At 57.4% G+C, this 24295-nt stretch carries 21 protein-coding genes; 7 read left to right on the top strand and 14 right to left on the bottom strand.

From position 1 onward, the window contains the following. The first annotated feature begins 28 nt into the window (after positions 1 to 28). On the top strand, positions 29 to 829 hold the full coding sequence (locus RTP97_RS00635) for a triose-phosphate isomerase (protein ID WP_312409894.1): 801 nt from the start codon (positions 29 to 31) through the stop codon (positions 827 to 829). A 35-nt stretch (positions 830 to 864) separates the two neighbouring features. Further along, entirely contained in the window at positions 865 to 1827 is a 963-nt protein-coding gene (locus tag RTP97_RS00630) for a sugar-binding transcriptional regulator (RefSeq protein WP_312409893.1), read from the top strand. 29 nt (positions 1828 to 1856) lie between these two features. Here RTP97_RS00630 and cobB read toward each other — a convergent pair whose 3' ends face one another. The 5 genes from cobB to lolC are packed head-to-tail and all read right to left on the bottom strand — an operon-like array spanning position 1857 to position 6803. After that, on the bottom strand, positions 1857 to 2678 hold the full coding sequence (gene cobB, locus RTP97_RS00625; RefSeq protein ID WP_312409892.1) for a Sir2 family NAD+-dependent deacetylase: 822 nt from the start codon (positions 2676 to 2678) through the stop codon (positions 1857 to 1859). A gap of 15 nt (positions 2679 to 2693) precedes the next feature. After that, the gene (gene nagK / locus RTP97_RS00620) at positions 2694 to 3605 is read right to left on the bottom strand and encodes an N-acetylglucosamine kinase (RefSeq protein ID WP_312409891.1); all 912 of its coding nucleotides are present in this window, start codon (positions 3603 to 3605) and stop codon (positions 2694 to 2696) included. Between the two features lie 60 nt (positions 3606 to 3665). Then, positions 3666 to 4910 carry a lipoprotein-releasing ABC transporter permease subunit LolE gene (gene lolE, locus RTP97_RS00615; protein WP_312409890.1) on the bottom strand — a complete coding sequence of 415 codons (1245 nt, stop codon included), beginning with the start codon at positions 4908 to 4910 and terminating at the stop codon, positions 3666 to 3668. Next, positions 4910 to 5611, bottom strand: a complete 702-nt coding sequence (gene lolD / locus RTP97_RS00610) for a lipoprotein-releasing ABC transporter ATP-binding protein LolD (RefSeq protein ID WP_144812314.1) — start codon at positions 5609 to 5611, stop codon at positions 4910 to 4912. Before lolD ends, lolE begins: the two co-directional genes overlap by 1 nt. Further along, complete coding sequence (gene lolC, locus RTP97_RS00605) at positions 5604 to 6803, bottom strand: lipoprotein-releasing ABC transporter permease subunit LolC (RefSeq protein ID WP_312409889.1); 1200 nt, start codon at positions 6801 to 6803, stop codon at positions 5604 to 5606. Before lolC ends, lolD begins: the two co-directional genes overlap by 8 nt. 278 nt (positions 6804 to 7081) lie before the next feature. On the opposite strand from lolC, the gene RTP97_RS00600 reads away from it, so the two are divergent. The 4 genes from RTP97_RS00600 (at position 7082) to RTP97_RS00585 (ending at position 13601) form a co-directional block, all read left to right on the top strand. Next, a complete protein-coding gene (locus RTP97_RS00600; RefSeq protein WP_312409888.1) occupies positions 7082 to 8155 on the top strand; it encodes an acyltransferase family protein in 1074 nt (357 codons plus the stop codon). Positions 8156 to 8264: 109 nt separating this feature from the next. After that, entirely contained in the window at positions 8265 to 11711 is a 3447-nt protein-coding gene (gene mfd, locus RTP97_RS00595) for a transcription-repair coupling factor (protein WP_312409887.1), read from the top strand. A gap of 164 nt (positions 11712 to 11875) precedes the next feature. Beyond that, positions 11876 to 12841: a L,D-transpeptidase family protein gene (locus tag RTP97_RS00590; protein WP_312409886.1), complete on the top strand. Its 966-nt coding sequence runs from the start codon at positions 11876 to 11878 to the stop codon at positions 12839 to 12841. A gap of 124 nt (positions 12842 to 12965) precedes the next feature. Next, entirely contained in the window at positions 12966 to 13601 is a 636-nt protein-coding gene (locus tag RTP97_RS00585) for a TetR/AcrR family transcriptional regulator (RefSeq protein WP_312409885.1), read from the top strand. 423 nt (positions 13602 to 14024) lie between these two features. Here RTP97_RS00585 and RTP97_RS00580 read toward each other — a convergent pair whose 3' ends face one another. The 9 genes from RTP97_RS00580 to hinT form a co-directional block, all read right to left on the bottom strand. Beyond that, positions 14025 to 14564 (bottom strand): glycine zipper 2TM domain-containing protein, encoded by a 540-nt coding sequence (locus RTP97_RS00580; protein ID WP_312409883.1) that lies wholly within the window; start codon positions 14562 to 14564, stop codon positions 14025 to 14027. A 191-nt stretch (positions 14565 to 14755) separates the two neighbouring features. Then, on the bottom strand, positions 14756 to 16060 hold the full coding sequence (locus RTP97_RS00575) for an NAD(P)/FAD-dependent oxidoreductase (protein WP_312409882.1): 1305 nt from the start codon (positions 16058 to 16060) through the stop codon (positions 14756 to 14758). A 291-nt stretch (positions 16061 to 16351) separates the two neighbouring features. Then, positions 16352 to 17689 carry a hypothetical protein gene (locus RTP97_RS00570; protein ID WP_312409881.1) on the bottom strand — a complete coding sequence of 446 codons (1338 nt, stop codon included), beginning with the start codon at positions 17687 to 17689 and terminating at the stop codon, positions 16352 to 16354. A gap of 206 nt (positions 17690 to 17895) precedes the next feature. Continuing rightward, on the bottom strand, positions 17896 to 18438 hold the full coding sequence (gene ycfP, locus RTP97_RS00565) for an alpha/beta hydrolase YcfP (protein WP_103821192.1): 543 nt from the start codon (positions 18436 to 18438) through the stop codon (positions 17896 to 17898). Positions 18439 to 18475: 37 nt separating this feature from the next. Then, entirely contained in the window at positions 18476 to 19501 is a 1026-nt protein-coding gene (gene nagZ / locus RTP97_RS00560) for a beta-N-acetylhexosaminidase (RefSeq protein WP_312409880.1), read from the bottom strand. Between the two features lie 11 nt (positions 19502 to 19512). Next, entirely contained in the window at positions 19513 to 20334 is an 822-nt protein-coding gene (thiK, locus tag RTP97_RS00555) for a thiamine kinase (RefSeq protein ID WP_312409879.1), read from the bottom strand. Beyond that, positions 20315 to 20968: a penicillin-binding protein activator LpoB gene (gene lpoB, locus RTP97_RS00550; RefSeq protein WP_312410085.1), complete on the bottom strand. Its 654-nt coding sequence runs from the start codon at positions 20966 to 20968 to the stop codon at positions 20315 to 20317. Before lpoB ends, thiK begins: the two co-directional genes overlap by 20 nt. 13 nt (positions 20969 to 20981) lie before the next feature. Beyond that, positions 20982 to 21356 carry a YcfL family protein gene (locus RTP97_RS00545; protein WP_312409877.1) on the bottom strand — a complete coding sequence of 125 codons (375 nt, stop codon included), beginning with the start codon at positions 21354 to 21356 and terminating at the stop codon, positions 20982 to 20984. Positions 21357 to 21360: 4 nt separating this feature from the next. After that, a complete protein-coding gene (gene hinT, locus RTP97_RS00540; protein WP_042392832.1) occupies positions 21361 to 21717 on the bottom strand; it encodes a purine nucleoside phosphoramidase in 357 nt (118 codons plus the stop codon). Positions 21718 to 22032: 315 nt separating this feature from the next. On the opposite strand from hinT, the gene fhuE reads away from it, so the two are divergent. Next, positions 22033 to 24228 (top strand): ferric-rhodotorulic acid/ferric-coprogen receptor FhuE, encoded by a 2196-nt coding sequence (fhuE, locus tag RTP97_RS00535; protein ID WP_312409875.1) that lies wholly within the window; start codon positions 22033 to 22035, stop codon positions 24226 to 24228. The last annotated feature ends 67 nt before the right edge of the window (positions 24229 to 24295 follow it).

Raw genomic sequence — 24295 nt, 5'->3', positions numbered from 1 at the left:
ATCAAGCTGATTGCTAAGGAGATAGCCCATGTCCGTTAAACCCATCATGATCGGTACCAGTTGGAAAATGAACAAGCCTCTTTCAGAGGCGATGGCCTACTGCGATACGCTGGCGACGCAGCTGCAAGCGGTGCTGCACCCGGCGATCCAGCCCTTTTTTATCCCGCCTTTTACCGCAATCCAGCCGGTGACCGACTTTTTCCGCAAGCATAATTTGCCGTGCCTAACGGGAGCACAGAATATACATGAACAGACGTGCGGGGCCTGGACAGGTGAAATCTCGGCCAGCATGATTGTCGAAACCGGAGCGGCACTGGTAGAGCTGGGGCACTCGGAGCGGCGGGCGGCGTTTAACGAAACGGATGGGGCAATTAATAACAAGGTGCACGCCGCGCTGCGTCACGGCCTGCGCCCGCTGGTCTGCGTTGGCGACAGCGCCGATGAGAAACGCTGGCAGGTCTCAGCCGAGACGGTGATCCGCCAGATGAAAATTGCTCTGCATGGGCTTACGCCGGACGAGGCGCTGCGCACCATTGTGGCCTACGAGCCGGTATGGGCCATTGGTGAACAGGGCACCCCCGCTTCACCGGCAGAGGCAGCGGCTATTCATCAGCTGCTGCGCCACGCCCTGTGCGGGCTATTTGGCGAGGAGGTCGGGCAGCAGATCGTTCTGCTCTATGGCGGCAGCGTCAATCTCGATAACGCCGTGCCGCTGCTCTCCCAGCCGGACATTGACGGTCTTTTTATTGGCCGTGCCGCCTGGGACGCCGCAGGATATTGTGCAATTGTTCAACGCGTTGTGCAGGATTTTGTGATAAAAGCGCAGTAGTATTAGCGAGGTTGAGGCAAAGGAAACAGAACGCGATGGTTGAGCAAGACTCTGATTACGAACTCCTGACTGAGATTGCCGTTGCTTATTACGAGCAGGAACAGACCCAGGAGGAGATCGCCCAGCGCTTTGGTATTTCGCGCATTAAGGTGGGCCGACTGCTGAAGAGAGCACGTCTGGAAGGCATCGTTGAGATCAATGTTAAGTACCATCCGGTCTTCAGTTCACAAATTGAACAGCAGTTTATCCAGCACTTTGGCATTAAGCGGGCGCTGGTGGCCCTCGATCACCACGATGAGGACGAGCAGCGCCAGCAGGTTGCAGCCCTGGTCAGTAACTATCTGGCGAGTATTTTAAAGAACGATATGACCGTCACCGTCGGTCAGGGGCGCAACGTCGCCGCCGTCGCCAACCACGTGGGGATCTTCCCTGAGCGCCAGTGCCGCTTTATCTGCGGCATCGGCGGCACCAAGCGTGATGGACAGCTGATCGACGCCGACCACATTAGCCGTAACCTGGCGCGCAAGTTTAACGGCTTCGCGGAGACGCTCTACGCCCCGGCCTACGTCGAGACGCCGGATCTCCGCGCCGCCTTTATGCAGAACCGGCTGATTAAGGCCACCCTCGAGCAGGCCAGCAAGGCCGACGTGGCGCTGATCGGTCTGGGCGATATGAATGAAAACAGCTTCATGGTGCAGCTGGGGTGGTTTACGCCACAGGAGATCGTTAATGCGCGTCAACAGCAGGGGGTAGTGGGCGATCTGGCAGGCTACAGCTTCTTTAATATTCAAGGCACGCCGGTGGATACGGTAATGAATGACCGGGTCATCGGTCTCAGCCTTGAGCAGCTGCGGGCCATCCCCTGCGTAATCGCTATTGCCTCGGAAAGTACCAAGGCGACGGCGATCCTCGGGGCGCTGCGCACCGGGGTAATAGACGTGCTGGCTACCAGCGCCTCAAACGCGCGCACGGTGATCAATCTGCACAAGGCGCTGTAGAAGAGACGATGCTGCGATCCCACAGGGGATCACAGCCCTTTCAGCAGCCGATCAACAAACTCCGGCACCACCTGGCTCGCCAGCCCGTAGTGCTTCTCTTCGAACTCGCTGCCTACCTGGCTCGGTTCGAGGTTAAGCTCGACGGTATGCGCCCCCTGTAGCTTCGCCTCATGCACAAAACCGGCGGCGGGATAGACGTGTCCGGAGGTGCCGATGGCGATAAACAGATCCGCCAGCGCCAGCGCGCTGTAGATCTCGTCCATGCCCAGGGGCATCTCACCAAACCAGACCACATGCGGGCGCAGCGCCGACGGGAACTGGCAGCAGTGACATTTGTCTTCCTGCGTAACATCGCCCGTCCACTCCAGCACCTGGCCACTTGAGGCGCAGCGCACCTTCAGCAGCTCGCCGTGCATATGCAGCACATTGTTATTACCTGCCCGCTCGTGCAGGTTATCGATATTCTGGGTGATCAGCAGAAAGCGATCTCCAAGCGCCTCTTCCAGCTTAGCCAGCGCCAGATGCGCGGCGTTAGGCGCAATCTCCGGCTGCTGGAGCTGGCGGCGGCGCGCGTTATAGAACGACTGCACCAGCTCTGGGTTACGGGCAAACCCCTCCGGCGTGGCAACGTCCTCTACATGGTGCTCCTCCCACAGCCCGTCGGCGGCGCGGAAGGTACGAATGCCCGATTCGGCGGAGATCCCCGCCCCGGTCAAAACGACCACTCTTGGTTTTTCCATCACTTCGGGTACCACTCTGTCTCTGAAAAAGATGCGCTGGCGTAGACGCTCGCGCAAACGGCGTTTGTTGCGGCGAAAACGGCTTAGTCGGCTAAAACGACGCGACTGCATATCGGCCTCTTGTGCTTAATCGGTGAGATGGAGGAAGGCTGCGCCACGCATGCCGCCCGCGTCGCCGTACCGGGCCCGTTCAATGCGCGGTACCCGGGCAACCGGCAGCAGACGCAGCGGCAAACGGTCGGACAACAGCGTGGTCAGCGCGGCGAAGTTTGACAGCCCGCCGCCGATCACCAGCAGATCCGGATCTACGATGGTCAAAATCGTCCCCAGGCTGGTGGCCAGCAGCTCAACGTAGCGAGCCACATGCGCCAGCGCCCTCTCATCACCCTGTTCCCATAGAGCGACTATTTCAGGTGCGTTCAGAGATTGATCGTAGAAGTGATTGTAGAGCCATGCAAAGCCGTGGCCTGAAAGATAGTTTTCAATGCAGCCCAGCTGGCCGCAGCCGCAGCGGATAAGCGGAATATCACGCCCGAGGATCTCAAGGGCATCGACGGGTAGGCGAATATGACCAAACTCACCGGTAATATAGCTGTGACCGGGAATCGTTCTGCCGTTAAACACCAGCCCACCGCCGACGCCGGTGCCGAGGATCAGACCCATCACCAGCGGATAGCGGGCGAACTCATCGTCCCAGGCCTCCGAGAGAGCAAAGCAGTTGGCGTCGTTATCGAGGCGTACCTCGCGTCCCAGCAGGGCGCAGAGATCGGCCCGCAGCGCCCTGCCGCTGGCGGCAGGAAGATTTGCCGCGTAGAGCGTGCCGTTAGCGGTAACCGGCACGCCAGGAGTGCCGATGCCCACCGAACCTTTTTCACCCGTGCGGGCGTCGGCGTCGTGTACCAGCCCGGCGATGGCGTCTAAAAAGGCGCTGTAGCTCTCATGGGGCGTGGCGATGCGCCGCTCCCACTGTAGCTTTCGCTCGCTGTCGAATACACCCAGCGCAATTTTACTCCCGCCAATGTCCAGCCCGTAATACATCGCCACTCCTTGTTACTGGCCGCTCAAACGATTACCTGCTCAAACTACTGCCTGCTCAAACTACTGCCCGCTTAAAACTCGGGCCGGATCGATATTGCTGGCGCGTCTGGCGGGATACCAGCTCGCCAGCAGGCTCAGCACCAGAGCGGTCACCAGCACGTAGACCACGTCGAGCGCGTGCAGCTCTGACGGCAGGAAATCGATAAAGTAGATATCCCCTGACAGGAACTGATGGCCGATCAGCGTCTCAAGGCCGTTGATAATCGGCGTCAGCTGGAGAGCAACTACGACGCCGATTACCACGCCCGCCACGCTGCCGAACAGTCCGGCCAGCAGACCATACCAGACGAAGACCGCGCGGATAAGTCCATCTTTCGCCCCGAGGGTACGCAGCACGGCGATATCGCCGCTCTTGTCCTTCACCGCCATTACCAGGGTGGAGACAATGTTAAAGCAGGCCACGCCGATCACCAGCACCATCGCCAGATACATAATGGCGCGGATCATCTGGATATCGCGATACATGTAGCCGTAGGTGCCAATCCAGCTCTTGATGTAGACGTAGCTGTCGGTCACGCTGCCGGCATCGCGCACCAGCTTATTGGCGTTAAAGACGTCGTTGACCTTGATGGCAATCCCGGTCACGCCGTCGTTCATCTCCAGATACTGCTGAGCATCCTGCATTGGGATCATGGCAAAACTGTGATCGAGCTGGCCGCTAAGCTGCAAAATTCCGCTGACGTGCAGCCTGACGCGCTTCGGCTGCTGTAGCTTATGGTCAGCGCTGGCGTTAGGGATCATGACCGACACCCAGTCGCCCTGCTTGACCTTCAGCGCCTCGGCGACGCCTTTGCCGAGGATCACCTGCTGCTCGCCCGCCTTGAAGCTGGCCCAGGCATTATTCTGCACATAGTGCGGCAGCGCGCTCAGGCGGGTCTCCTGCTGCGGATCGACCCCTTTCACCTGGATAGCGCGCAGGTTTACCCCGCTCTCTACCAGTCCGGTGAAGTTGATATAGGGCGCGGCGGCTTCAATCCCCGCCACCTTCTCAACCTTGCTCAGCGCCTCGCGCCAGTTGCTCCACGGCTGGTTGACCGGCTCGATCTCGCCGTGAGGCACTACCGCGAGGATGCGGTTATTCAACTCGCGCTCAAAGCCGTTCATGGCGCTCAGGCCGACGATCAGCACCGCCACCCCTAGCGCAATGCCGATGGTAGAGATCACCGAGATCAGCGATACCATGCCGCCGCGCCGACGGCCACGGCTAAAGCGCAGGGCAAGAAGTAACGACAGAGGTGAAGCCATTACTGCGCCCCCATCAGCGTCATCTCCGCGCTCAGGTGGCCGTCGCGCATCTCCATCTGGCGGCTCATGCGTTTTGCCAGCTGCAGATCGTGGGTGACCACCAGAAACGCCGTTCCCTGGGACGCGTTCAGCTCGCCGAGCAGGGCAAAGATCGCGTCGGCGTTGCGCGCGTCGAGGTTACCGGTGGGCTCATCCGCCAGCACCAGGCGTGGGTTGTTCACCAGCGCCCGGGCAATGGCCACGCGCTGCCGCTCGCCGCCGGAGAGCTCTGACGGACGGTGATTCGCCCGGTGCAGCAGGCCCACCGCCTGAAGCATATCCCGCGCCCGCTGGGTAATCTCCGCCGGTTTATGCTTGCCAATCAGCAGCGGCATGGCGACGTTCTCCTGGGCGGTAAAGTCCGGCAGCAGGTGGTGGAACTGGTAGATAAAGCCCAGCTCGCGGTTGCGCAGTTCGGCTTTCGCCGTCGAGGAGAGCTGGCTTAGATGGCGATCGCCAAAAATCACATCGCCGGAGGTGGGCGTATCCAGCCCCCCCAGCAGGTGCAGCAGCGTACTCTTACCGGAGCCGGAGCTGCCGACAATCGCCACGGTTTCGCCTTCGTTCACGCTAAAGCTGACATCGTGCAGCACGTCGGTCTGCACGTTCCCTTCCTGATAGCGTTTGCACAGGTTGTCGCATTGCAACAGGATCTTATTCATAACGTAAAGCCTCAGCGGGTTGGGTGGCGGCGGCGCGCCATGAGGGATAGAGCGTAGAGAGCAGCGCGATGGCCATCGCCACCAGCGCAATAATAATGACCTGCAGCGGCTCAATGGCCACCGGCAGCGCCGCGCCGTCCAGCAGCGCGCCAATGATCGGCATCAGATTGTTAAGCTGGCTCGCCAGCAGCGCCCCCAGAACGGCCCCGAGCAGCGCGCCGATAATCCCCGCGCTGGCCCCCTGCACCATAAAGACCGCCATGATCTGGCGCGGCGTCAGCCCCTGGGTTTGCAGGATCGCCACTTCGCCCTGCTTCTCCATCACCATCAGCCCCAGCGAGGTGATGATGTTGAAGGCGGCCACGGCGACGATCAGGCTCAGCAGCAGGCCCATCATGTTCTTCTCCATGCGCACGGCCTGGAACAGCTCGCCTTTGCGATCGCGCCAGTCCTGCCACCTGGTGCCGTCCGGCAGCGCTTGCTGGCTGAGTTCGTCCACCTTCAGCGGCTCGTTGAGCCATAGCCGCCAGCCGGTAATGTTGCCCGCCGGGTAGCGCATCAGGCGTGACGCGTCCTGAATGTTGACCAGCATCTGGTAGCCATCGACTTCGCTGTTGGCGGCAAAGGTGCCGATCACGGTAAAGAGTCGCTGGCTCGGCAGGCGGCCCATTGGCGTGAACTGGCTGGCGGAGGGCACCATCACCCGCAGCCGATCGCCGCGGTTAACGCCCAGCTGCCCGGCCAGCTGCTCGCCGAGGATCACGTTATATTTGCCCGGCTGCAGATCGGTCTGCTTGACGTTCACCAGGTACGGCGTGAGCGGATCCTTTTGGGCGGGATCGATGCCGAGCATCACCCCCACCGAGACGCTGCGCGCGCTCTGTAACACCACGTCGCCGGTGGTCAACGGCGCAACGCGGCTGACGCCCTGGAGTTTCGCGGCGCTGGCTGGCAGCTGCTGTGGGTTGAGTGAGCCATTGGCCGAGGAGAGAACCGCCTGCGGCATCAGCCCCAGAATGTTGTTTTGCAGCTCGCGCTCGAAGCCGTTCATCACCGACAGCACGGTCACCAGCGCCATCACGCCGAGCGTAATGCCAATGGTGGAGAGCCAGGAGACAAAGCGACCGAAGCGGTCCGCTGCACGCCCGCGCATATAGCGCAGGCCTATGAATAGTGCGACAGGTTGATACATAACATCCGTCTGGTTGCGATGAGCAGACTCACGAGTATATAAGCGAAACCGGGGATGGTAAATCGCTTATGCGCTAAGAATTATCGGGGATTAGGATAAAAAATTGTTCAAAATCAACTTGCTAAAGCAGAGTTTATCGACCATGCCGCGCATGGCGGGCATCGCCTTTTTCCGAAAACTTCCGATAACGGGGCAAATCCAGAGCGTTACCGATTACAGCCTCGCCCACTCTCACCACTATTAACGCCGAAATTTATTGCAACACGGGCGTATTAATAATGAAGCAAAAAGCATTGTGGATTAACCAGATCAAAGGGTTATGCATTTGCCTGGTCGTTATCTACCACTCGGTGATCACCTTTTATCCCCATCTTGAAGGGCTGCAACACCCGCTCTCCGGCCTGCTTGCCAAATGCTGGCTCTATATGAATCTCTACCTTGCTCCTTTCCGCATGCCGGTCTTTTTCTTTATCTCCGGCTACCTGATCCGCCGCTATATTAACGAGGTCGAGTGGAAAAGCTGCATCGACAAACGGCTATGGTCGATCTTCTACGTGCTGGCCCTGTGGGGCGTTTTACAGTGGCAGGGGATCGGTCTTCTCAACCGCTGGCTGGCTCCGGAGCGCGACCTGAGCCAGTCGGCTAACGCCGCCTACGCCGACTCGTTGAGCGAGTTTCTGCACGGCATGCTGACCGCCAGCACCAGCCTGTGGTACCTCTACGCCCTGCTGATCTACTTCGTGGTATGCAAACTCCTCAGCCGCTGGAAGCGTCCCGCACTGGTGCTGATGCTGCTGGCTTCGGTGGCAATCAACTTCCTGCCGCTCCCCTGGTGGGGGATGAACAGCGTGGTGCGTAACGTCATCTACTACGCTCTCGGCGCCTGGTGCGGCGTGACCATTATGGGCTGGCTGCAAAACATTCCCCTGCGCCGGCAAATTTTACCCCTGGTGCCTGCCCTGCTGGTGGCGGTGGCCCTCTGGTTCTGTAACGTGCCGGTGCTGCTCTCGCTGCTGTCGGCTTGGCTGATCATGTCCCTCTTCTGGCGGCTGGAGCAGCGCTTTACCCCCGGCGAGGATCGGCTCCTGAACGTGATTGGCTCCAACACTATCGCCATCTACACCACTCACCGCATTTTGATCGAAGGCAGCAGCCTTGCCCTGCTGCCGCTGTTTCGCCAGGGCGTGCTCTCGCCAACGCTGGAGCTGGGCCTGCTGCTGGTCTACCCCATTCTGAGTCTGCTGGTCTGTACCCTGGTGGGCCTGGCCATCCGCCGCCTCTCCGTGCGCCTGTTTGGCGACGTGCTTTTTTCACCGCCGGAGAAGCTGCGTCTGGACCCTGCCACCCGCTAATGGCGCAACTTTGCTACTATTGAAGGATTAAGGATAATAAACTGCATTGTGTATCAGTGATATGCCCCCATATTAGGGGGCATAAACCCATGAGATCCCGATATTCGCTATGCCTGAACAATACCGTTACTCCCTTCCCGCCAAAGCGGGTGACCAGCGCCAACTGGGTGAGCTTACAGGCAGCGCCTGTGCCACAGAAGTGGCAGAAATCGTTGAGCGTCACGCAGGCCCGGTGGTGCTGATTGCACCTGATATGCAAAACGCGCTGCGCCTGCATGATGAGATCCGTCAGTTTACCGACAGTATGGTGATGAACCTCGCCGACTGGGAGACGCTGCCCTACGACAGCTTCTCCCCGCACCAGGAGATCATCTCCTCCCGGCTCTCGACGCTCTACCAGCTGCCCGCTATGCAGCGCGGCGTGCTGATCATGCCGGTGAACACGCTGATGCAGCGCGTCTGCCCGCACAGCTATCTGCACGGCCACGCGCTGGTGATGAAAAAGGGTCAGCGCCTCTCCCGTGACGCCCTGCGCGCCCAGCTGGATACCGCAGGCTACCGCCACGTTGACCAGGTCATGGAGCATGGCGAATACGCAACCCGCGGCGCGCTGCTGGATCTCTACCCAATGGGTAGCGCCCAGCCCTACCGCATCGACTTCTTTGATGATGAAATCGACAGCCTGCGGCTATTCGATCCCGATACCCAGCGCACCCTGGAAGAGGTAGACGCAATCAACCTCCTGCCTGCTCACGAGTTCCCTACCGACAAGGCGGCCATTGAGCTGTTCCGCAGCCAGTGGCGCGATACCTTTGAGGTGAAGCGCGACGCCGAACATATCTACCAGCAGGTGAGCAAAGGCACCCTGCCGGCCGGGATCGAGTACTGGCAGCCGCTGTTTTTCAGCGAGCCGCTGCCGCCGCTGTTTAGCTACTTCCCGGCCAATACGCTGGTGATTAATACCGGCGATCTCGATGCCAGCGCGGTGCGTTTCCAGAGCGAAACTCAGGCCCGTTACGAGAATCGCGGCGTCGATCCAATGCGTCCCCTGCTGCCGCCGGAGACGCTGTGGCTGCGCAGCGATGAGCTGTTTGCCGAGCTGAAGCGCTGGCCGCGCATTCAGCTGAAAACCGAACAGCTGGCGGAGAAGGCCGCCAATACCAACCTTGGCTACCAGACGCTGCCGGATCTGGCCATCCAGGCCCAGCAGAAAGCGCCTCTGGATAGCCTGCGTAAGTTCCTGGAGTCCTTCACAGGCCCGGTGGTCTTCTCCGTGGAGAGTGAGGGTCGCCGTGAGGCGCTGGGTGAGCTGCTGGCCCGTATTAAGGTTGCTCCGAAGCGGATCCTACGCCTTGATGAAGCCACCGCCAGCGGGCGCTACCTGCTGATCGGCGCGGCCGAGCGTGGATTTGTCGATACCCTGCGCAACCGGGCGCTGATCTGCGAGAGCGATCTGCTGGGCGAGCGCGTTGCCCGTCGTCGTCAGGACAACCGCCGGACCATTAACCCGGATACGCTGATCCGCAACCTTGCCGAGCTGCACCCTGGCCAGCCGGTGGTGCATCTGGAACACGGGGTTGGGCGCTACGCGGGCATGACCACCCTCGAAGCGGGCGGCATTAAGGGTGAATACCTGATGCTGACCTACGCCAACGATGCCAAGCTCTACGTGCCGGTGTCGTCCCTGCACCTGATTAGCCGCTACGCGGGCGGTGCAGAGGAGAATGCGCCGCTGCATAAGCTGGGCAGCGACGCCTGGACGCGGGCGCGACAGAAGGCGGCGGAAAAAGTGCGCGACGTGGCCGCCGAGCTGCTGGACGTCTACGCCCAGCGCGCGGCCAAAACCGGCTTCGCCTTTAAGCATGACAAAGAGCAATATCAGCTCTTCTGCGACGCCTTCCCGTTTGAAACTACGCCGGACCAGGCCCAGGCGATCAATGCCGTCCTCAGCGACATGTGCCAGCCGCTGGCGATGGATCGTTTGGTGTGCGGCGACGTGGGCTTCGGTAAAACCGAAGTGGCGATGCGCGCCGCCTTCCTGGCGGTGGAGAACCATAAGCAGGTCGCAGTGCTGGTGCCTACTACTCTGCTGGCCCAGCAGCACTACGACAACTTCCGCGATCGCTTCGCCAACTGGCCGATACGCATCGAGCTACTGTCACGCTTCCGCAGCGCTAAAGAGCAGACGCAGGTGCTCGCCGATGCGGCAGAGGGCAAGGTTGATATTCTGATCGGCACCCATAAGCTGCTGCAAAGCGATCTGAAGTGGCGCGATCTCGGCCTGCTGATCGTCGATGAGGAGCACCGCTTTGGGGTGCGCCACAAAGAGCGCATCAAGGCAATGCGTGCCGACGTCGATATCCTGACGCTCACCGCCACGCCAATCCCGCGGACCCTGAACATGGCGATGAGCGGCATGCGCGATCTGTCGATTATCGCCACGCCGCCCGCCCGTCGTCTGGCAGTGAAAACCTTCGTGCGCGAGTACGATAGCCTGGTCGTACGCGAGGCGATGCTGCGTGAGATCCTGCGCGGGGGCCAGGTCTACTACCTCTATAACGACGTGGAGAACATCCAGAAGGCAGCTCAGCGGCTGGCAGAGCTGGTTCCGGAGGCACGGATCGCCATCGGCCACGGCCAGATGCGCGAGCGCGAGCTGGAGCGGGTGATGAACGACTTCCATCACCAGCGCTTTAACGTGCTAGTCTGTACCACCATTATTGAAACCGGGATCGACATTCCCACCGCCAACACCATTATCATTGAGCGGGCGGATCACTTTGGCCTTGCCCAGCTGCACCAGCTCCGTGGTCGTGTCGGACGCTCCCATCACCAGGCCTACGCCTGGCTGCTGACCCCGCATCCGAAAGCGATGACCACCGACGCGCAGAAGCGTCTGGAAGCTATCGCCTCCCTGGAGGATCTGGGGGCAGGCTTTGCGCTGGCAACCCACGACCTGGAGATCCGCGGCGCGGGCGAGCTGCTTGGGGAGGATCAGAGCGGCTCTATGGAGACCATCGGCTTCTCGCTCTATATGGAGCTGCTGGAGAACGCCGTCGACGCGCTGAAGGCCGGGCGCGAGCCGTCGCTGGAGGATCTTACCAACCAGCAGACCGAGGTAGAGCTACGGATGCCTGCCCTGCTGCCGGATGATTATATTCCTGACGTCAATACTCGCCTGTCATTCTACAAGCGCGTCGCCAGCGCCAAAAGCAGCAGCGAGCTGGAGGAGATTAAGGTTGAGCTGATCGATCGCTTTGGCCTGCTTCCCGATCCTGCCCGAACGCTGCTTGAGGTGGCCCGACTGCGTCAGCAGGCGCAGAAGCTGGGCATCCGCAAGCTGGAGAGCAATGACAAAGGCGGTGCGATTGAGTTTGCCGAGAAGAATCATGTTAATCCGGCCTGGCTTATCGGTCTGCTGCAAAAGCAGCCGCAGAACTTCCGCCTCGATGGCCCTACCCGGCTGAAGTTTATGCAGGAGCTGGGCGAGCGTAAAACCCGTATGGAGTGGGTGAGTAACTTTATGAAGGAGCTGGCGGAGAACGCCATCGCCTGATCCCCTGGCGCACGCTGTCAGGGCGTGCGCCACACTTTACAAATCCTTGCGTTTCACGAAACATCCAGACACATTTTCCGTCCATACTTTCCATTTACTATTGCATAACAATAAATTGCATAACAATGAGTTGTGTAACTACAACCTAAAAGCACGGTGGATTAATGATGAAACAGATGCGCATCGCTCGCTGGATAATGCTGCTGGCCCTTGCGGCGACGGCGGCTCTCTCCCTCCCCGCCCATGCCAACACCTGGCCGCTTCCCGCTAACGGCAGTCGCCTGGTGGGCGAGAACCGTTTTCACCTTGTTGAGAACGATGGCGGCTCGCTGGAGGCCATCGCGAAGAAGTACAACGTCGGCTTTCTGGCGCTGTTACAGGCCAACCCCGGCGTAGATCCCTACGTACCTCGCGCTGGCAGCGTCCTGACCATCCCGCTTCAGACTCTGCTGCCGGACGTGCCGCGCCAGGGAATTGTCATCAATCTCTCTGAGCTGCGTCTCTACTGGTTCCAGCCAGGCAAGAACGAGGTGACTATCTACCCTATCGGCATTGGCCAACTGGGGGGCGATACCTTAACACCAACGATGGTGACTCGCGTCTCCGATAAACGCGCTAACCCAACCTGGACGCCGACGGCTAATATTCGTGCGCGCTATAAGGCACAGGGCGTTGATCTGCCTGCGGTGGTGCCCGCCGGGCCAAATAACCCGATGGGTCACCACGCGATCCGCCTGGCTGCCCACGGTGGCGTCTATCTGATTCACGGTACCAATGCCGACTTTGGCATCGGGATGCGCGTCAGCTCGGGCTGTATTCGCCTGCGCGATAACGATATTGCCACGCTGTTCCGCCAGGTGACCCCTGGGACGCCGGTGAACATTATCAACGCGCCGGTAAAAGCCTCGGTGGAGCCGGACGGCACGCGGCTGGTTGAAGTGCATCAACCCCTGTCGAAATCGATTAATGACGATCCGAAAACGCAGCCGCTGGTGCTGAATGCGAGCATGGAGAGCTTTAAATCCGCTGCCGAGACCGATGCCGCGCTGATGGATGAGGTTATGGTGGTGCGTTCGGGCATGCCGGTGGACGTCACGCAGCATGAGGCAGCGTCCGTGCAGTCGCTGTAAGCCCTAAACCGTTAAAAATCATTACGATATAACATAATTATTTTTAACCATTCCCTGCTGGCCTTCGGTGGCAATTATTTTTATAATGATTGCTCAATAATTCAACATCAGGTGAGGAGCCACTATGACCACCGACGTCAGCAGCTGTACAAAAAAAAGCCGTGGCCGACCGAAAGTTTTCGACAGGGAAGCGGCGCTTGATAAAGCCATGACGCTCTTCTGGCAGCATGGCTATGAGGCCACGTCGCTGTCCCATCTTGTTGAGGCCACCGGTGCAAAAGCGCCGACGCTCTACGCGGAGTTTACCAACAAAGAGGGGCTGTTCCGCGCCGTGCTCGACCGCTACATTTCGCAGTTTGCGACCAAATACCAGGCGGAGCTGTTTTGTGATGAGAAGCGCGTTGAGCAGGCGCTGCTGGACTACTTTACCGCCGTCGCTAACTGCTTTACCAGCAAAGAGACGCCCTCGGGCTGCTTCTTAATCAGCACCTCTGCGGCGCTAGCGGCATCGTCAAATGAGATTGCCGAGACGCTGAAGTCGCGTCACGCCATGCAGGAAGCGGCTCTGCTGCACTTTTTGGAGCAACGCCAGCAGCGCGGTGATATTCCCGCCACCACTTCCTTGCGCCCGGTGGCGCAGTTTCTTAACTGTGTTATTCAGGGGATGTCGGTCAGCGCGCGTGAAGGGGCATCGCAGGAGATGCTGCTCCAGATTACCCGCACCACCCTCGCTCTTTGGCCCGAACTCATCAAATCATAGTTCGTTAAATCGTCGTATCGCTTTGGCCTATCTCAACGATAGGCCAAATCTTTCTCACACTTTTGCATGACCCTTTGCTACGCTTACTCAGTGATTATTCCCCTGCTAATGATTAGCAGGTTTTTCAGGACAATTTTACGACTATTCACATGCAGAAGGATAACGGTCATGGTTTTGCTATTACCATTATTTAAAGTGTTAATAGTAATTACATTGTTATTTAGTCTCTGGGTAGTATGTGGTGGTTCGATCCTGTTTGCTTTCATCTCTGTATTGATTACAGGGTGCCTGCTGATCCGCCAACAAAGTATGATTTGACACTGAGCGATAATAAAAGCCTTGCGTAAGCAAGGCTTTTTTATATCCATAAAAAAGGCTCCCCAGCCTGAGCGAATGAGGAGCCAAATCGGGGGTACTGCTTTTTTATGCTTTGTTATTCAAAACCAGCTGCCCGTTACCGTCCAACGGGATCTGGGTGCCGGGATCGTTCTCCATGCGAATTTTTCCCTGCTGATCGCCAATTTTATAGGTCACGTCATAGCCGAGCATTTTCTCTGATTTGTCGTAGACGGTTTTGCAGCGCTGCTGAGTACTGGTATAGGTATCACGCTCCTGCATGGCCCCCTGCACCTGGTTGCCGGCGTAGCCGCCGCCCAGTGCCCCGACGACCGTAGCGACATCTTTTCGGCGTCCGCCGCCGAACTGATGGCCAATCACGCCACCCGCTACTGCGCCCAGCACCGAGCCGGTCAACCGATTCTCATCCTGAACCGGACGTCGGTGGGTTACCGTCACGTTGCGGCACTCCTTACGCGGCGTTTTTACCGTCTCTTTGATGGGTGTAGCAGAAACCACCTGTGCATACTGAGGGCCGCGATTGAAAACGTCCAGGCCCGCCACCGCAGCAACGCCCAGTGCAGCGGCCACACCAATTCCGATACCCGCTAACATGGATTTATTCATTGAATAGTCCCTCTGGTTGGCTCTGATAGTCATAATTCTGCAATCAGAGCGGACAGAAGCCAATCAGAAAGGCGGTAAATAACGGGGGGTTATGTGGCAAATCACAATGATTCAGAGAAATCTGAGCCACCTGATGGAAATCAGCAGAAGGATATGCTAAAGCCCCGCCGGAAGACGACGGGGCGATGGGCTTAGTGCAGTTTCAGGCGCGGACGGATCACGCGGTTGATGCTGCCTACCAGCATCATTAGCCCTGTTTTGAAATAACCGTGCAGGGCGACCTGGTGCATACGGTAGAGCGAGATGTAGACGAAGCGGGCCAGACGCCCCTCGACCATCATTGAGCCGCGCATCAGGTTACCCATCAGGCTGCCCACGGTGGAGAAGTTCGACAGCGATACCAGCGAGCCGTGATCTTTGTAGACGTAAGCTTTCAGCGGCTTGCCTTTGATCTGCGCGATAATGTTGTGCAGTGCGCAGGTCGCCATCTGGTGCGCAGCCTGCGCGCGCGGCGGCACGAAGCCCCCTTCCGGACGAGAGCAGGAGGCGCAGTCGCCAATCGCATAGATATCCGCATCGCGGGTCGTCTGCAACGTTGGCTCCACCGCCAGCTGGTTGATACGGTTGGTCTCAAGACCACCAATCTCTTTCATAAAGTCAGGCGCTTTGATCCCTGCCGCCCACACCATCAGATCGGCCTGGATATATTCGCCATCCTTGGTATGCAAACCGCCTTCGTCGGCGCTGGTGACCATAGTCTGAGTCAGCACGCGCACGCCCATCTTGGTCAGCTCGCTATGAGCCGCCCCGGAGATGCGCGGCGGCAGCGCAGGCAGAATACGCTCGCCCGCCTCGACCAGCGTTACGTTCAGCGCCTCGTTGGTGAGGCCCTTATAGCCGTAGCTGTGCAGCTGCTTCACCGCGTTATGCAGCTCGGCTGACAGCTCAACGCCGGTGGCACCGCCGCCAACGATAGCGATGTTGACTTTACCGCTGGCACCCAGGTTAGCGGAGTATTTCAGGAACAGGTTCAGCATCTCCTGATGGAAACGGCGCGCCTGGTGCGGGTTGTCGAGGAAAATACAGTGCTCTTTCACGCCCGGCGTGTTGAAGTCGTTGGAGGTACTCCCCAGCGCCATCACCAGCGTGTCGTAAGGCAGCTTGCGCTCAGGTACCAGCAGCTCACCTTTCTCATCCCGCAGCTCGGCCAGGGTGATGGTTTTGCCTTCGCGATTGATATCCACAACCGAACCAAGCTGGAACTGGAAATCATGATTGCGCGCGTGGGCCAGATAGCTCAGCGCATCCACGCCCTCATCCAGCGAGCCGGTGGCGACCTCATGCAGCAGCGGCTTCCACAGATGGCTGTGGTTGCGATCGACGAGGGTAATTTTGGCTTTTTTACCCCGACCCAGCTTCTTACCCAGCTGGGTGGCCAGCTCTAGTCCGCCAGCTCCACCGCCAACAATCACAATCTTTTTCAATGGTGTAGTCAACACGACCCCCTAAAATATTAACCAATTGTTAACTAAAAGTTATGTAAATAGCTTTTAATTAACAACAAGTTAGCCGCACAAATGTTCAAATACACCCTGAGAATAGCATGAACGGTGCATTGGTCATACCAAAATTGATATATATCAAGTTTTGATGCATAAAAGATAACCAGGTTTCAGCCGAAGGGCGAAAAAAAGTATGTTTACGACATGTTGTCGACATCGGAACGACGCTGGAGGTTCTATGACGCCCGGCATCTTCCGGGCGTTTTGAAGGTAAGCTAGAGGGGGTCAGCTCTGAGGCGCAATGTACGTCATCGTCAGGAAACGCTGTTTATCCGCAGGGATTTTGGCATGCATTGCCTCCAGGGTAATATTATTAAAGTTGCTGCTGGCAACAACTTCGGTTGTTGTATCGGTATAGAGGTTGCTGGATTGAGTAATGTAAAAATTACTACTCCTGTTTCTTTCCGTTCGGGTGATTCTGGCGAGAGTCATGTCCGCGGCGGAGAAAATATTACTGAACACAAGATAGTCTTCAACCTCAATGCTCTTTTCATCACTATCATCAAAATTCTGCCAGAACGTCACCTTACCCTCATGTACATAGTTATTAAATATATATGTATTCCGCATAAATAATTTTGGGCTGTGATTATAAGGGCGAGCATCAAAGTTTGTTGTATCAAGGTAGTTAGCAGCAAAAACGAGGTTTTCAGCGTTGCGGAACTTGAGCTGCCCCGCCGCTGTCGTAGGCCATCCGGTAAAATAGTTTTGATAAACATCAACGTTATCATATTGTTTGATATAAATGATATGATCGCGCTGAATATCTTCTAGCTGAGTTTGAGGGTTAAACAGCATTTGCTGAATATTACCAGCAAAAAAGTTTCTGAAAAATGAAGAGTTCCTGAGTTCATCGGTTGCATACCATCCGCTAACATAATTTCCCTGATCGTCATCCATGACAAGCTGGCCAGCATTTTTCGCATTGACCAGTTTAGTTATCAAATTGCGGGTACGGGTATCGATATAGGTGCTCGCTCTGTCTTTATTGCTGGCGGATCCCAAAAAGTTATAGCTTATTGTAGAATTATTACTTTTGTAAGTGCTAAGGCCGACGCCAGGATAATTTCTGCCGCGCATAAAAACGTTGCCTTTAACAACATAATTCCCATGCGCTACGGAAAGTTGGGGTTGAGTATGTAGCGTTTTTGTATTAATAAAAGCATTGTATCTAACAGTAATATTTCTCTTTGCATTACCATAAAAAGAGACTGCAATATTATCAAAAATAATATCACTAATCATGAGATTTTCAACCACGTTGCCATAGACATCATCGCCAATAAAACGTGCCGCAGGAAGCGTAGAGTAAAAAAGAGTCGTTCCTGTTCGGGATCCAACCAGAGAGCCTTTCGTCGGCACAATGATGTTGTCATCAACCCGATATTTACCTGCGGGGAAAAATAACCCTTTGTTATTCGCAGCCGCCGTAGCAAGCTCGGTGTTAATTTTGGCACTTTGGTCTACATCCGTATTGCGCTCGATACCTACCGAGAGAGCACAAACCAAAGGTATATTTGTCGGCAAGCTTTCATCGCCACACAATTCAGCATCATTCATCATATTTCTTCCTTTTATATATTTATATAGGGTAAGATAAATCTGGCGTGAATCTAAAAAGTAGATAGTCGCGCTTTTTATAGGATGACAAATGAGAGGCGTAGAAGTAATTTATTATCGCTAAATAACTGATAAAATTTGATAAGTGAAAAAAGTGCATGCTGATAATAAAAAACCGCACCTGGGGCCCAGGTACGGCTCATACTCATTTAACCGAGGGTTTTAAAGGCCTTGATGCGCTGAAGGTGCGGAGAGATATTCTTAAACTTATGCGTCTGCTCTTCGTCCCAGACAATCTCATAAAAGTCGTGCAGTACTTCGGCGGTACGCTGGCTGTTTAGCGCCTCATCGTGGCGGGAGAGGATCGCCAGGCAGCGGTCGCGGTTCTTCTCGCGGAAGTTGGTCACGCACTTGGTGGCGATATCTGCATACTCTTCCGGCCTGTCGATTTTGCCCTCCATATTCTCTTGCGGATAGAGATTAGGATTAAAAATCACCTGCCGGATGTCGCAGAGAAAACCGATCCGCTCGGCCCAGTATCCGCCTAAGCCTACGCCACAAATCAGCGGTCGCTCATCGACGTTGAGCTGCAGCATCTTATCGACCTCTTTCAGCAGATGCTGCATATCATGCTTCGGATGGCGCGTGCTGTAGCTCAGCAGGCGCACGTCGGGATCGATAAACTGCAGCTGCAGTACCTTCTCGTGATTGCCCGGACTGTTTGAATCAAAACCATGTAAGTAGATGATCATCTGTCCTCACCCTGTGCTCTCTCCCTTTCAGGGAGGGTTAATGGGCCGCTGACCGCTCCAGCCAGCGGGCCTGGAGCTGTTCCAGTTTGCTGCTCACCGCTTTCCATTCGGCGGACGCAACCAGCTCCTGACGCGTAAACGAACCTTTATGATACAACTCCGTAACACGCGCTGCATTGATCGGCGACAGGTTATCCAGCACGCTCACCGCCCCCTGGCGATTGTTACAGACCAGAACCATATCGCAGCCGGCATCCAGCGAGGCCTGAGCGCGTTCGGCATAGCTGCCCATGATCGCCGCCCCCTCCATGGAGAGATCGTCAGAGAAGATCACGCCATTAAAGCCTAACTCACCGCGCAGAACCGTTTTTAACCAGTGCGGCGAGCCGCTGGCCGGGCGCGGGTCGACTTCACTGTAGATGACGTGCGCGGGCATAATGGCATCCAGCTTGCCGTCACGGATCAGCGAGCTAAAGATCGACATGTCATGCTCGCGGATCAGCGCCTCCGGCCGCGGATCGCGTGGCGTCTCTTTATGGGAGTCCGCCGTTACCGCCCCATGGCCTGGAAAGTGCTTGCCGGTAGTCTTCATGCCTGCCCGGTGCATGCCGTCAATCACGCGGGTAGCAATAGCCAGCGCCTTGTGCGGATCGGCATGGTACGAGCGCTCGCCGATGGCCGCGCTGATGTGGCCGACGTCGAGCACCGGAGCAAAGCTGATATCGATATCCATGGCGATCATCTCGCAGGCCATCAGCCAGCCCGCCTCCTCGGCCAGCCTGCCCCCCTCCTCCATACCGAGCAGCGCAGCGAACGACTGGGCCGCAGGCAGGCGCGTAAAGCCGTCGCGAAAACGCTGCACCCGACCCCCCTCCTGATCCACCGCCACCACCAGGCGATGATGCGAGGCGGCGCGGATCTGCCGCACCAGCTCGCGCAGCTGCGCCGGATCGTGATAATTTCGCGTAAAGAGGATCAGGCCCCCTACCAGCGGATGCGCCAGAATCTCGCGCTCTTCCGCATCCAGCTCATAGCCTGCCACATCTAACATTACCGGACCCACACTGACCTCTCTTATCCTTTTGTCTCTAGCTGACACCATGTTTCATTTGCCAGCATAATAAATTGCTGCTCCCTGGTCTGCTGCCAGCGGCACTCGTACCAGCCTGCCATCAGCATCAGCACCCAGGGCCGCCAGCGCTGCACCTGCTGCGCCAGCTGGGTATTCTCTATATTTGCCATGCAGGCGTAAGCGCGAATAAGCCGCTGGCGCTCGGCCTCATCCGCCGTCCAGACCGAGGCCAGCTCGAGGGCGATATCGCCATCACCGGCATACTCCCAGTCAATCAGCCGCAGGCCCGAGGCGGTATGTACCAGATTACCTGCATGCACATCCATATGTAACGGAGCCAGTCTGATAACCCCCGGCTCGCGCTCACGCTTAAGATGCTTTAGCCGCGCCAGCCAGCGCGGCGTTCGACGCGCAGGATCGCAGGCCTGCCAGTAGCGCTCCAGCAGCGGCAGCAGGGTTATCCGCCAGCCCAAACGGGGCTGCTGATGCAGATGATACAGCAAGTCGGCGAGGGGATGGGGATCCGGAAGCGTGGCTTTCACCTCGCCTGCAAGATAGTCAACGGCCATCCAGCCCTGGCCCAGCCACCGTGGACGGGGTGCAAGGGTGTCCGGAAGGCGCTTCAGGGCGCGGTACTGACGGAGAAACGGCGCTGGCGTGGTGGCTGCATGCTGCTGACGCAGCACCAGCCGCTGCTGGCCGTTGGCAATAACGCAGCTCCCGCCGCTCAGCCCCGTATGGTCAGGGCTGGCGACGAGCGCGGCGTGAGGGAAAAAGCGTGACAGGATCTCGTCACGCTCAGGATTACTGTTGTTGAACCGCACCTTTACCTGACCAGACGATCTCGCCCGTCTGCACCAGCATCAGCTGCATCTGTAGCGCGGGGGAATTGACGTTGCCGGAGGCGCTGGTGTAGAGCACATACTGCGCCCCAACGTTGCGGGCGATACCGATCGCTTTACTGCGCGTGCCGAGGCTATCCTGCGGCGACAGGCCGAGCTGCTGCTTAGCCATGGAGAGCTGCTGGGCAGAGACCAGCGTAAACTTACCGTTATTCGCCAGCGCGCCGCGCAGTACTTCTGTGGCTTCAGCGGTGTTCAACGAGCCATTGGTACGGTTATTAACGCTGTCGACCAGCAGCACGCTACCACCGGAAGCACCGCTCGCCTGCAGCATCTTGCTGACCATCGGCGAGACCGCCCCGCTCCAGTCAAAATGACGCTCGCGCGGAGTAGGCTGCGCCGTTTCATCCTGATGCTCAATAGGACCCGGCTGGGATGGAACCGTCGGCACGGACGGCACCTCCGGAACCGGCTGCGGCTGCGGCTGTTCAATTGGCTGCTGCGGCTGCGGCTTGGCTTCTTCCACGGGCGCGGGCTGCTGCTCGCCCCGCATAATACATCCCGAAAGGATCATCGCTACGGTCGTGAGTAGCGCATAACGCCCCAGTTTATTGATCAAGATTCACCCCTTACAAATAGAGATAGAGTCTCACTTTACGCGCGCCCAGATAGTTGGCGCTGCCGTAGAGCGTTACCGATGAATGCGCAGGAATAGTGATGCGCCGGGGCGCTTCCAGCGGATGCATCTCGAGACCTCTGGCGTCATACCAGAAAAAACGATAGTTTACGGTGGCGGTTTCGCCCCGTTCGTTATAGAGCGTTGAGGACGCAGAGGGCTGGATCTCAGCGTTATTCAGCACCGGTTTTTCTGCGTTTATGCCGGCCGCCAGCACGTTGGCTTCCATCACCAGCGTCTGATCGTCACTCACCGGAATCGCCGGACGTGAGCTACAGCCGGTCAATGCAGCCAGCGCCAGCAGCGCGGCCAGGCCTCCTCTCAGCATAGACTTAACCTTTATGTGTCAGCATTGGGCCCAGCGCGCGGCCACCCAGCAGATGCAGATGAATATGGTACACCTCCTGGCCGCCGTGGCGGTTGCAGTTCATGATCACCCGGTAACCATCTTCGGCAATCCCCTCCTGCGCGGCGAGCTTCGCGGCCACGGTGAGCATACGCCCCAGCGCCTGCTCGTGCGCTTCGGAGACGTCGTTTAGCGTTGGGATCAGCAGGTTAGGCACAATCAGGATATGCGTTGGCGCTTGCGGCGAGATATCACGGAATGCCGTGACCAGCTCATCCTGCCAGACGATATCCGACGGAATTTCGCGGCGGATAATTTTACTGAAAATCGTTTCTTCGGCCATGACGTCTTCCTTAATGAATAACTGCGGGACTCAACAAGAGAGTATGATCGAGAATCTCCTGATGTTTCAACTATTACGCCGCTTTTCTTCACGCATTAGGATTATGCGCCGCCGTTACGCCTGATTTTTCACCGTTAACAGTGCTCCGCTAATTTACTTAATAAATATTACATCTGTTTACAGCGATAAGATGAATGCGTATATTTCGCATTTGCATTTTCATGCGCAATTGCACCATGAAAACAAACACAGCACGCTCGGCATCGGCAACGTATCGGTCAGAGCACACTATTAAACTTGCGAAAAGGGTTCACCATGTCTTTCACCGTTCACGCCAGGGATGGACAATGTCCTGCCGCCGCTCCGTCACTGCTGGCAGTCTGTATTGCCTTTGCACTTGCGCCAGCTACAGGCTTTGCCGCCACGCCGGACACTACCAGCGGCGATACCGTTATCGTTGATGGCTCCGCAGCCAGCAGCTATGCCGATGAAGAGAGCCAGGACTACAGCGTTAAAACCACTACCTCAGGCACCAAAATGCTGCTGGTTCCGCGTGATATCCCACAGTCCGTGAGCATCATCAGCAAACAGCGTATGCAGGATCAGAAGCTGGAGTCCCTCGGCGACGTGCTGAAAAACACCACCGGTATTACCCAAAGCGCGACGGACTCTGAGCGCACCAACTTCTACTCCCGTGGTTTTGAGATAGATAACTTTATGGTCGACGGCATTCCGACCCTGTTTGAGACCCGCTGGAATATGGGTGATGCCCTCTCCGATACCGCCCTGTATGAACGTATTGAAGTGGTTCGCGGCGCTAACGGCCTGACCACCGGCTCCGGTAACCCTTCCGCCGCCATTAACATGGTGCGCAAGCACGCCGACAGCCGTGAATTTGTTGGCAACGTCTCCGCCGAGTACGGCAGCTGGAACAAACAGCGCTACGTGGCTGACCTCTCTACCCCGCTGACCGACGACGGTCGCATCCGGGGCCGCATGGTGTCAGGCTACCAGCACAATGACAGCTGGCTGGACCGCTATAGCCAGGAGAAAAAATTCTTCTACGGCGTGCTGGATGTGGATCTGACCGACGCGACGACCTTCTCCGTCGGCTATGACTACCAGGATACCAACTCCAACAGCCCTACCTGGGGCGGCATTCCACGCTGGTATACTGACGGCACCCGCGTTAACTCGGATCGCAGCTTCAGCACCGCGCCAGAGTGGGCCTATGTTGATAAAAAGTCTGAGCGTACCTTCGCAACCCTGAAACAGAAGCTGGGCGACAACTGGCAGCTGACCGTCAACGGTACTCATACTGAGCAGGAGCTCGACAGCAAGCAGCTCTATCTGGATGGCCAGGTTGACCGCACCACGGGTCTGATGGTCAGCCCGTATGGTGCATCCTACCCTTACGTGGGCGGCACCGGCTACAACACCGGCAAGCGTAAAGTGGACGCCATCGATACCTTTGCTAACGGCTCTTACGATCTGTTTGGCCGCCAGCACGAGCTGATGATTGGTACTAACTACTCGCGCCAGAACAACATCTACTACAGCTCCTGGGAGAACATTGGTGATACCCAGTTGGGCAACTACGCGAGTTACAACGGCAACTTCCCGGAGACCAACTGGAACCCGCTGAGCCTGGCCCAGGATGACACCGTCCACCAGAAATCAGTCTATGCGGCGACCCGCATCTCCCTGGCCGATCCGCTGCATGTGATCCTCGGTGCGCGCTATACCAAGTACAACCTGGATACGCTGAACCAGCAGATGGAGAAGAACAACACCTCTCCTTACGCGGGCGTGGTATTTGATATCAACGACAGCTGGTCTACCTACGCCAGCTATACCTCGATCTTCAAGCCGCAGACCGAGCGCGACGCACAACGTAAGTACCTGTCGCCGATCACTGGCAACAACTATGAGGCGGGCGTGAAGGCCGACTGGATGAACAGCCGTCTGACCACCTCCCTTGCCGTGTTCCGCATTGAGCAGGATCACCTGGCGCAGTCTACCGGTCTGGTCATACCTGGCAGCAACGGTGAGACTGCCTATCGCGAAGCGGACGGCACGGTGAGCAAAGGCGTTGAGTTTGAGATCAACGGTGCGCTGACCGATAACTGGCAGATGACCTTTGGCGCAACCCGCTACGTGGCGAACGATGGCGAAGGCGATGCGGTTAACCCGAACCTGCCGCGTACCAGCGTGAAGATGTTTACCAGCTACCGTTTGCCAGCCATTCAGGATCTGACCGTTGGCGGCGGCGTCAACTGGCAGAACCGCGTCTGGTCTAACGTTGCCGTTGCGGACGGCACCCTGCGCGCTGAGCAAGGCAGCTACGCCCTGGTGGATCTGTTTGCCCGTTATCAGGTCACTAAAGCGTTCTCCCTGCAGGCGAACGTCGACAACCTGTTCGACAAAACCTATGAGACCGACATCGACAGCCGCACCGTTGTCTATGGTGAGCCGCGTAACTTCTCTGTCAGCGCTAACTACAGCTTCTAATCGCGCCTGAATGACTGAGGGAGCCGAAAGGCTCCCTTTTTTATTTGCTTGCAACCCGACGGGGGAA

The organism is Pseudescherichia sp., assembly GCF_031998825.1.
Lineage (GTDB): Bacteria > Pseudomonadota > Gammaproteobacteria > Enterobacterales > Enterobacteriaceae > Pseudescherichia.
The sequence above is the reverse complement of the archived record's forward strand: the minus strand, read 5'-3'. Positions and strand labels throughout refer to the sequence as shown.

Excerpts from the sequence above, each read along its gene's own strand:
- RTP97_RS00635 (WP_312409894.1), top strand. The coding sequence starts at position 29 with ATGTCCGTTAAACCCATCATGATCGGTACCAGTTGGAAAATGAACAAG.
- mfd (WP_312409887.1), top strand. The coding sequence starts at position 8,265 with ATGCCTGAACAATACCGTTACTCCCTTCCCGCCAAAGCGGGTGACCAG.
- fhuE (WP_312409875.1), top strand. The coding sequence starts at position 22,033 with ATGTCTTTCACCGTTCACGCCAGGGATGGACAATGTCCTGCCGCCGCT.
- RTP97_RS00630 (WP_312409893.1), top strand. The coding sequence starts at position 865 with ATGGTTGAGCAAGACTCTGATTACGAACTCCTGACTGAGATTGCCGTT.
- lolD (WP_144812314.1), bottom strand. The coding sequence starts at position 5,611 with ATGAATAAGATCCTGTTGCAATGCGACAACCTGTGCAAACGCTATCAG.
- nagK (WP_312409891.1), bottom strand. The coding sequence starts at position 3,605 with ATGTATTACGGGCTGGACATTGGCGGGAGTAAAATTGCGCTGGGTGTA.
- RTP97_RS00580 (WP_312409883.1), bottom strand. The coding sequence starts at position 14,564 with ATGAATAAATCCATGTTAGCGGGTATCGGAATTGGTGTGGCCGCTGCA.
- cobB (WP_312409892.1), bottom strand. The coding sequence starts at position 2,678 with ATGCAGTCGCGTCGTTTTAGCCGACTAAGCCGTTTTCGCCGCAACAAA.
- RTP97_RS00600 (WP_312409888.1), top strand. The coding sequence starts at position 7,082 with ATGAAGCAAAAAGCATTGTGGATTAACCAGATCAAAGGGTTATGCATT.
- ycfP (WP_103821192.1), bottom strand. The coding sequence starts at position 18,438 with ATGATCATCTACTTACATGGTTTTGATTCAAACAGTCCGGGCAATCAC.
- RTP97_RS00590 (WP_312409886.1), top strand. The coding sequence starts at position 11,876 with ATGATGAAACAGATGCGCATCGCTCGCTGGATAATGCTGCTGGCCCTT.
- RTP97_RS00545 (WP_312409877.1), bottom strand. The coding sequence starts at position 21,356 with ATGCTGAGAGGAGGCCTGGCCGCGCTGCTGGCGCTGGCTGCATTGACC.
- lolE (WP_312409890.1), bottom strand. The coding sequence starts at position 4,910 with ATGGCTTCACCTCTGTCGTTACTTCTTGCCCTGCGCTTTAGCCGTGGC.
- RTP97_RS00570 (WP_312409881.1), bottom strand. The coding sequence starts at position 17,689 with ATGATGAATGATGCTGAATTGTGTGGCGATGAAAGCTTGCCGACAAAT.
- RTP97_RS00585 (WP_312409885.1), top strand. The coding sequence starts at position 12,966 with ATGACCACCGACGTCAGCAGCTGTACAAAAAAAAGCCGTGGCCGACCG.
- hinT (WP_042392832.1), bottom strand. The coding sequence starts at position 21,717 with ATGGCCGAAGAAACGATTTTCAGTAAAATTATCCGCCGCGAAATTCCG.
- lolC (WP_312409889.1), bottom strand. The coding sequence starts at position 6,803 with ATGTATCAACCTGTCGCACTATTCATAGGCCTGCGCTATATGCGCGGG.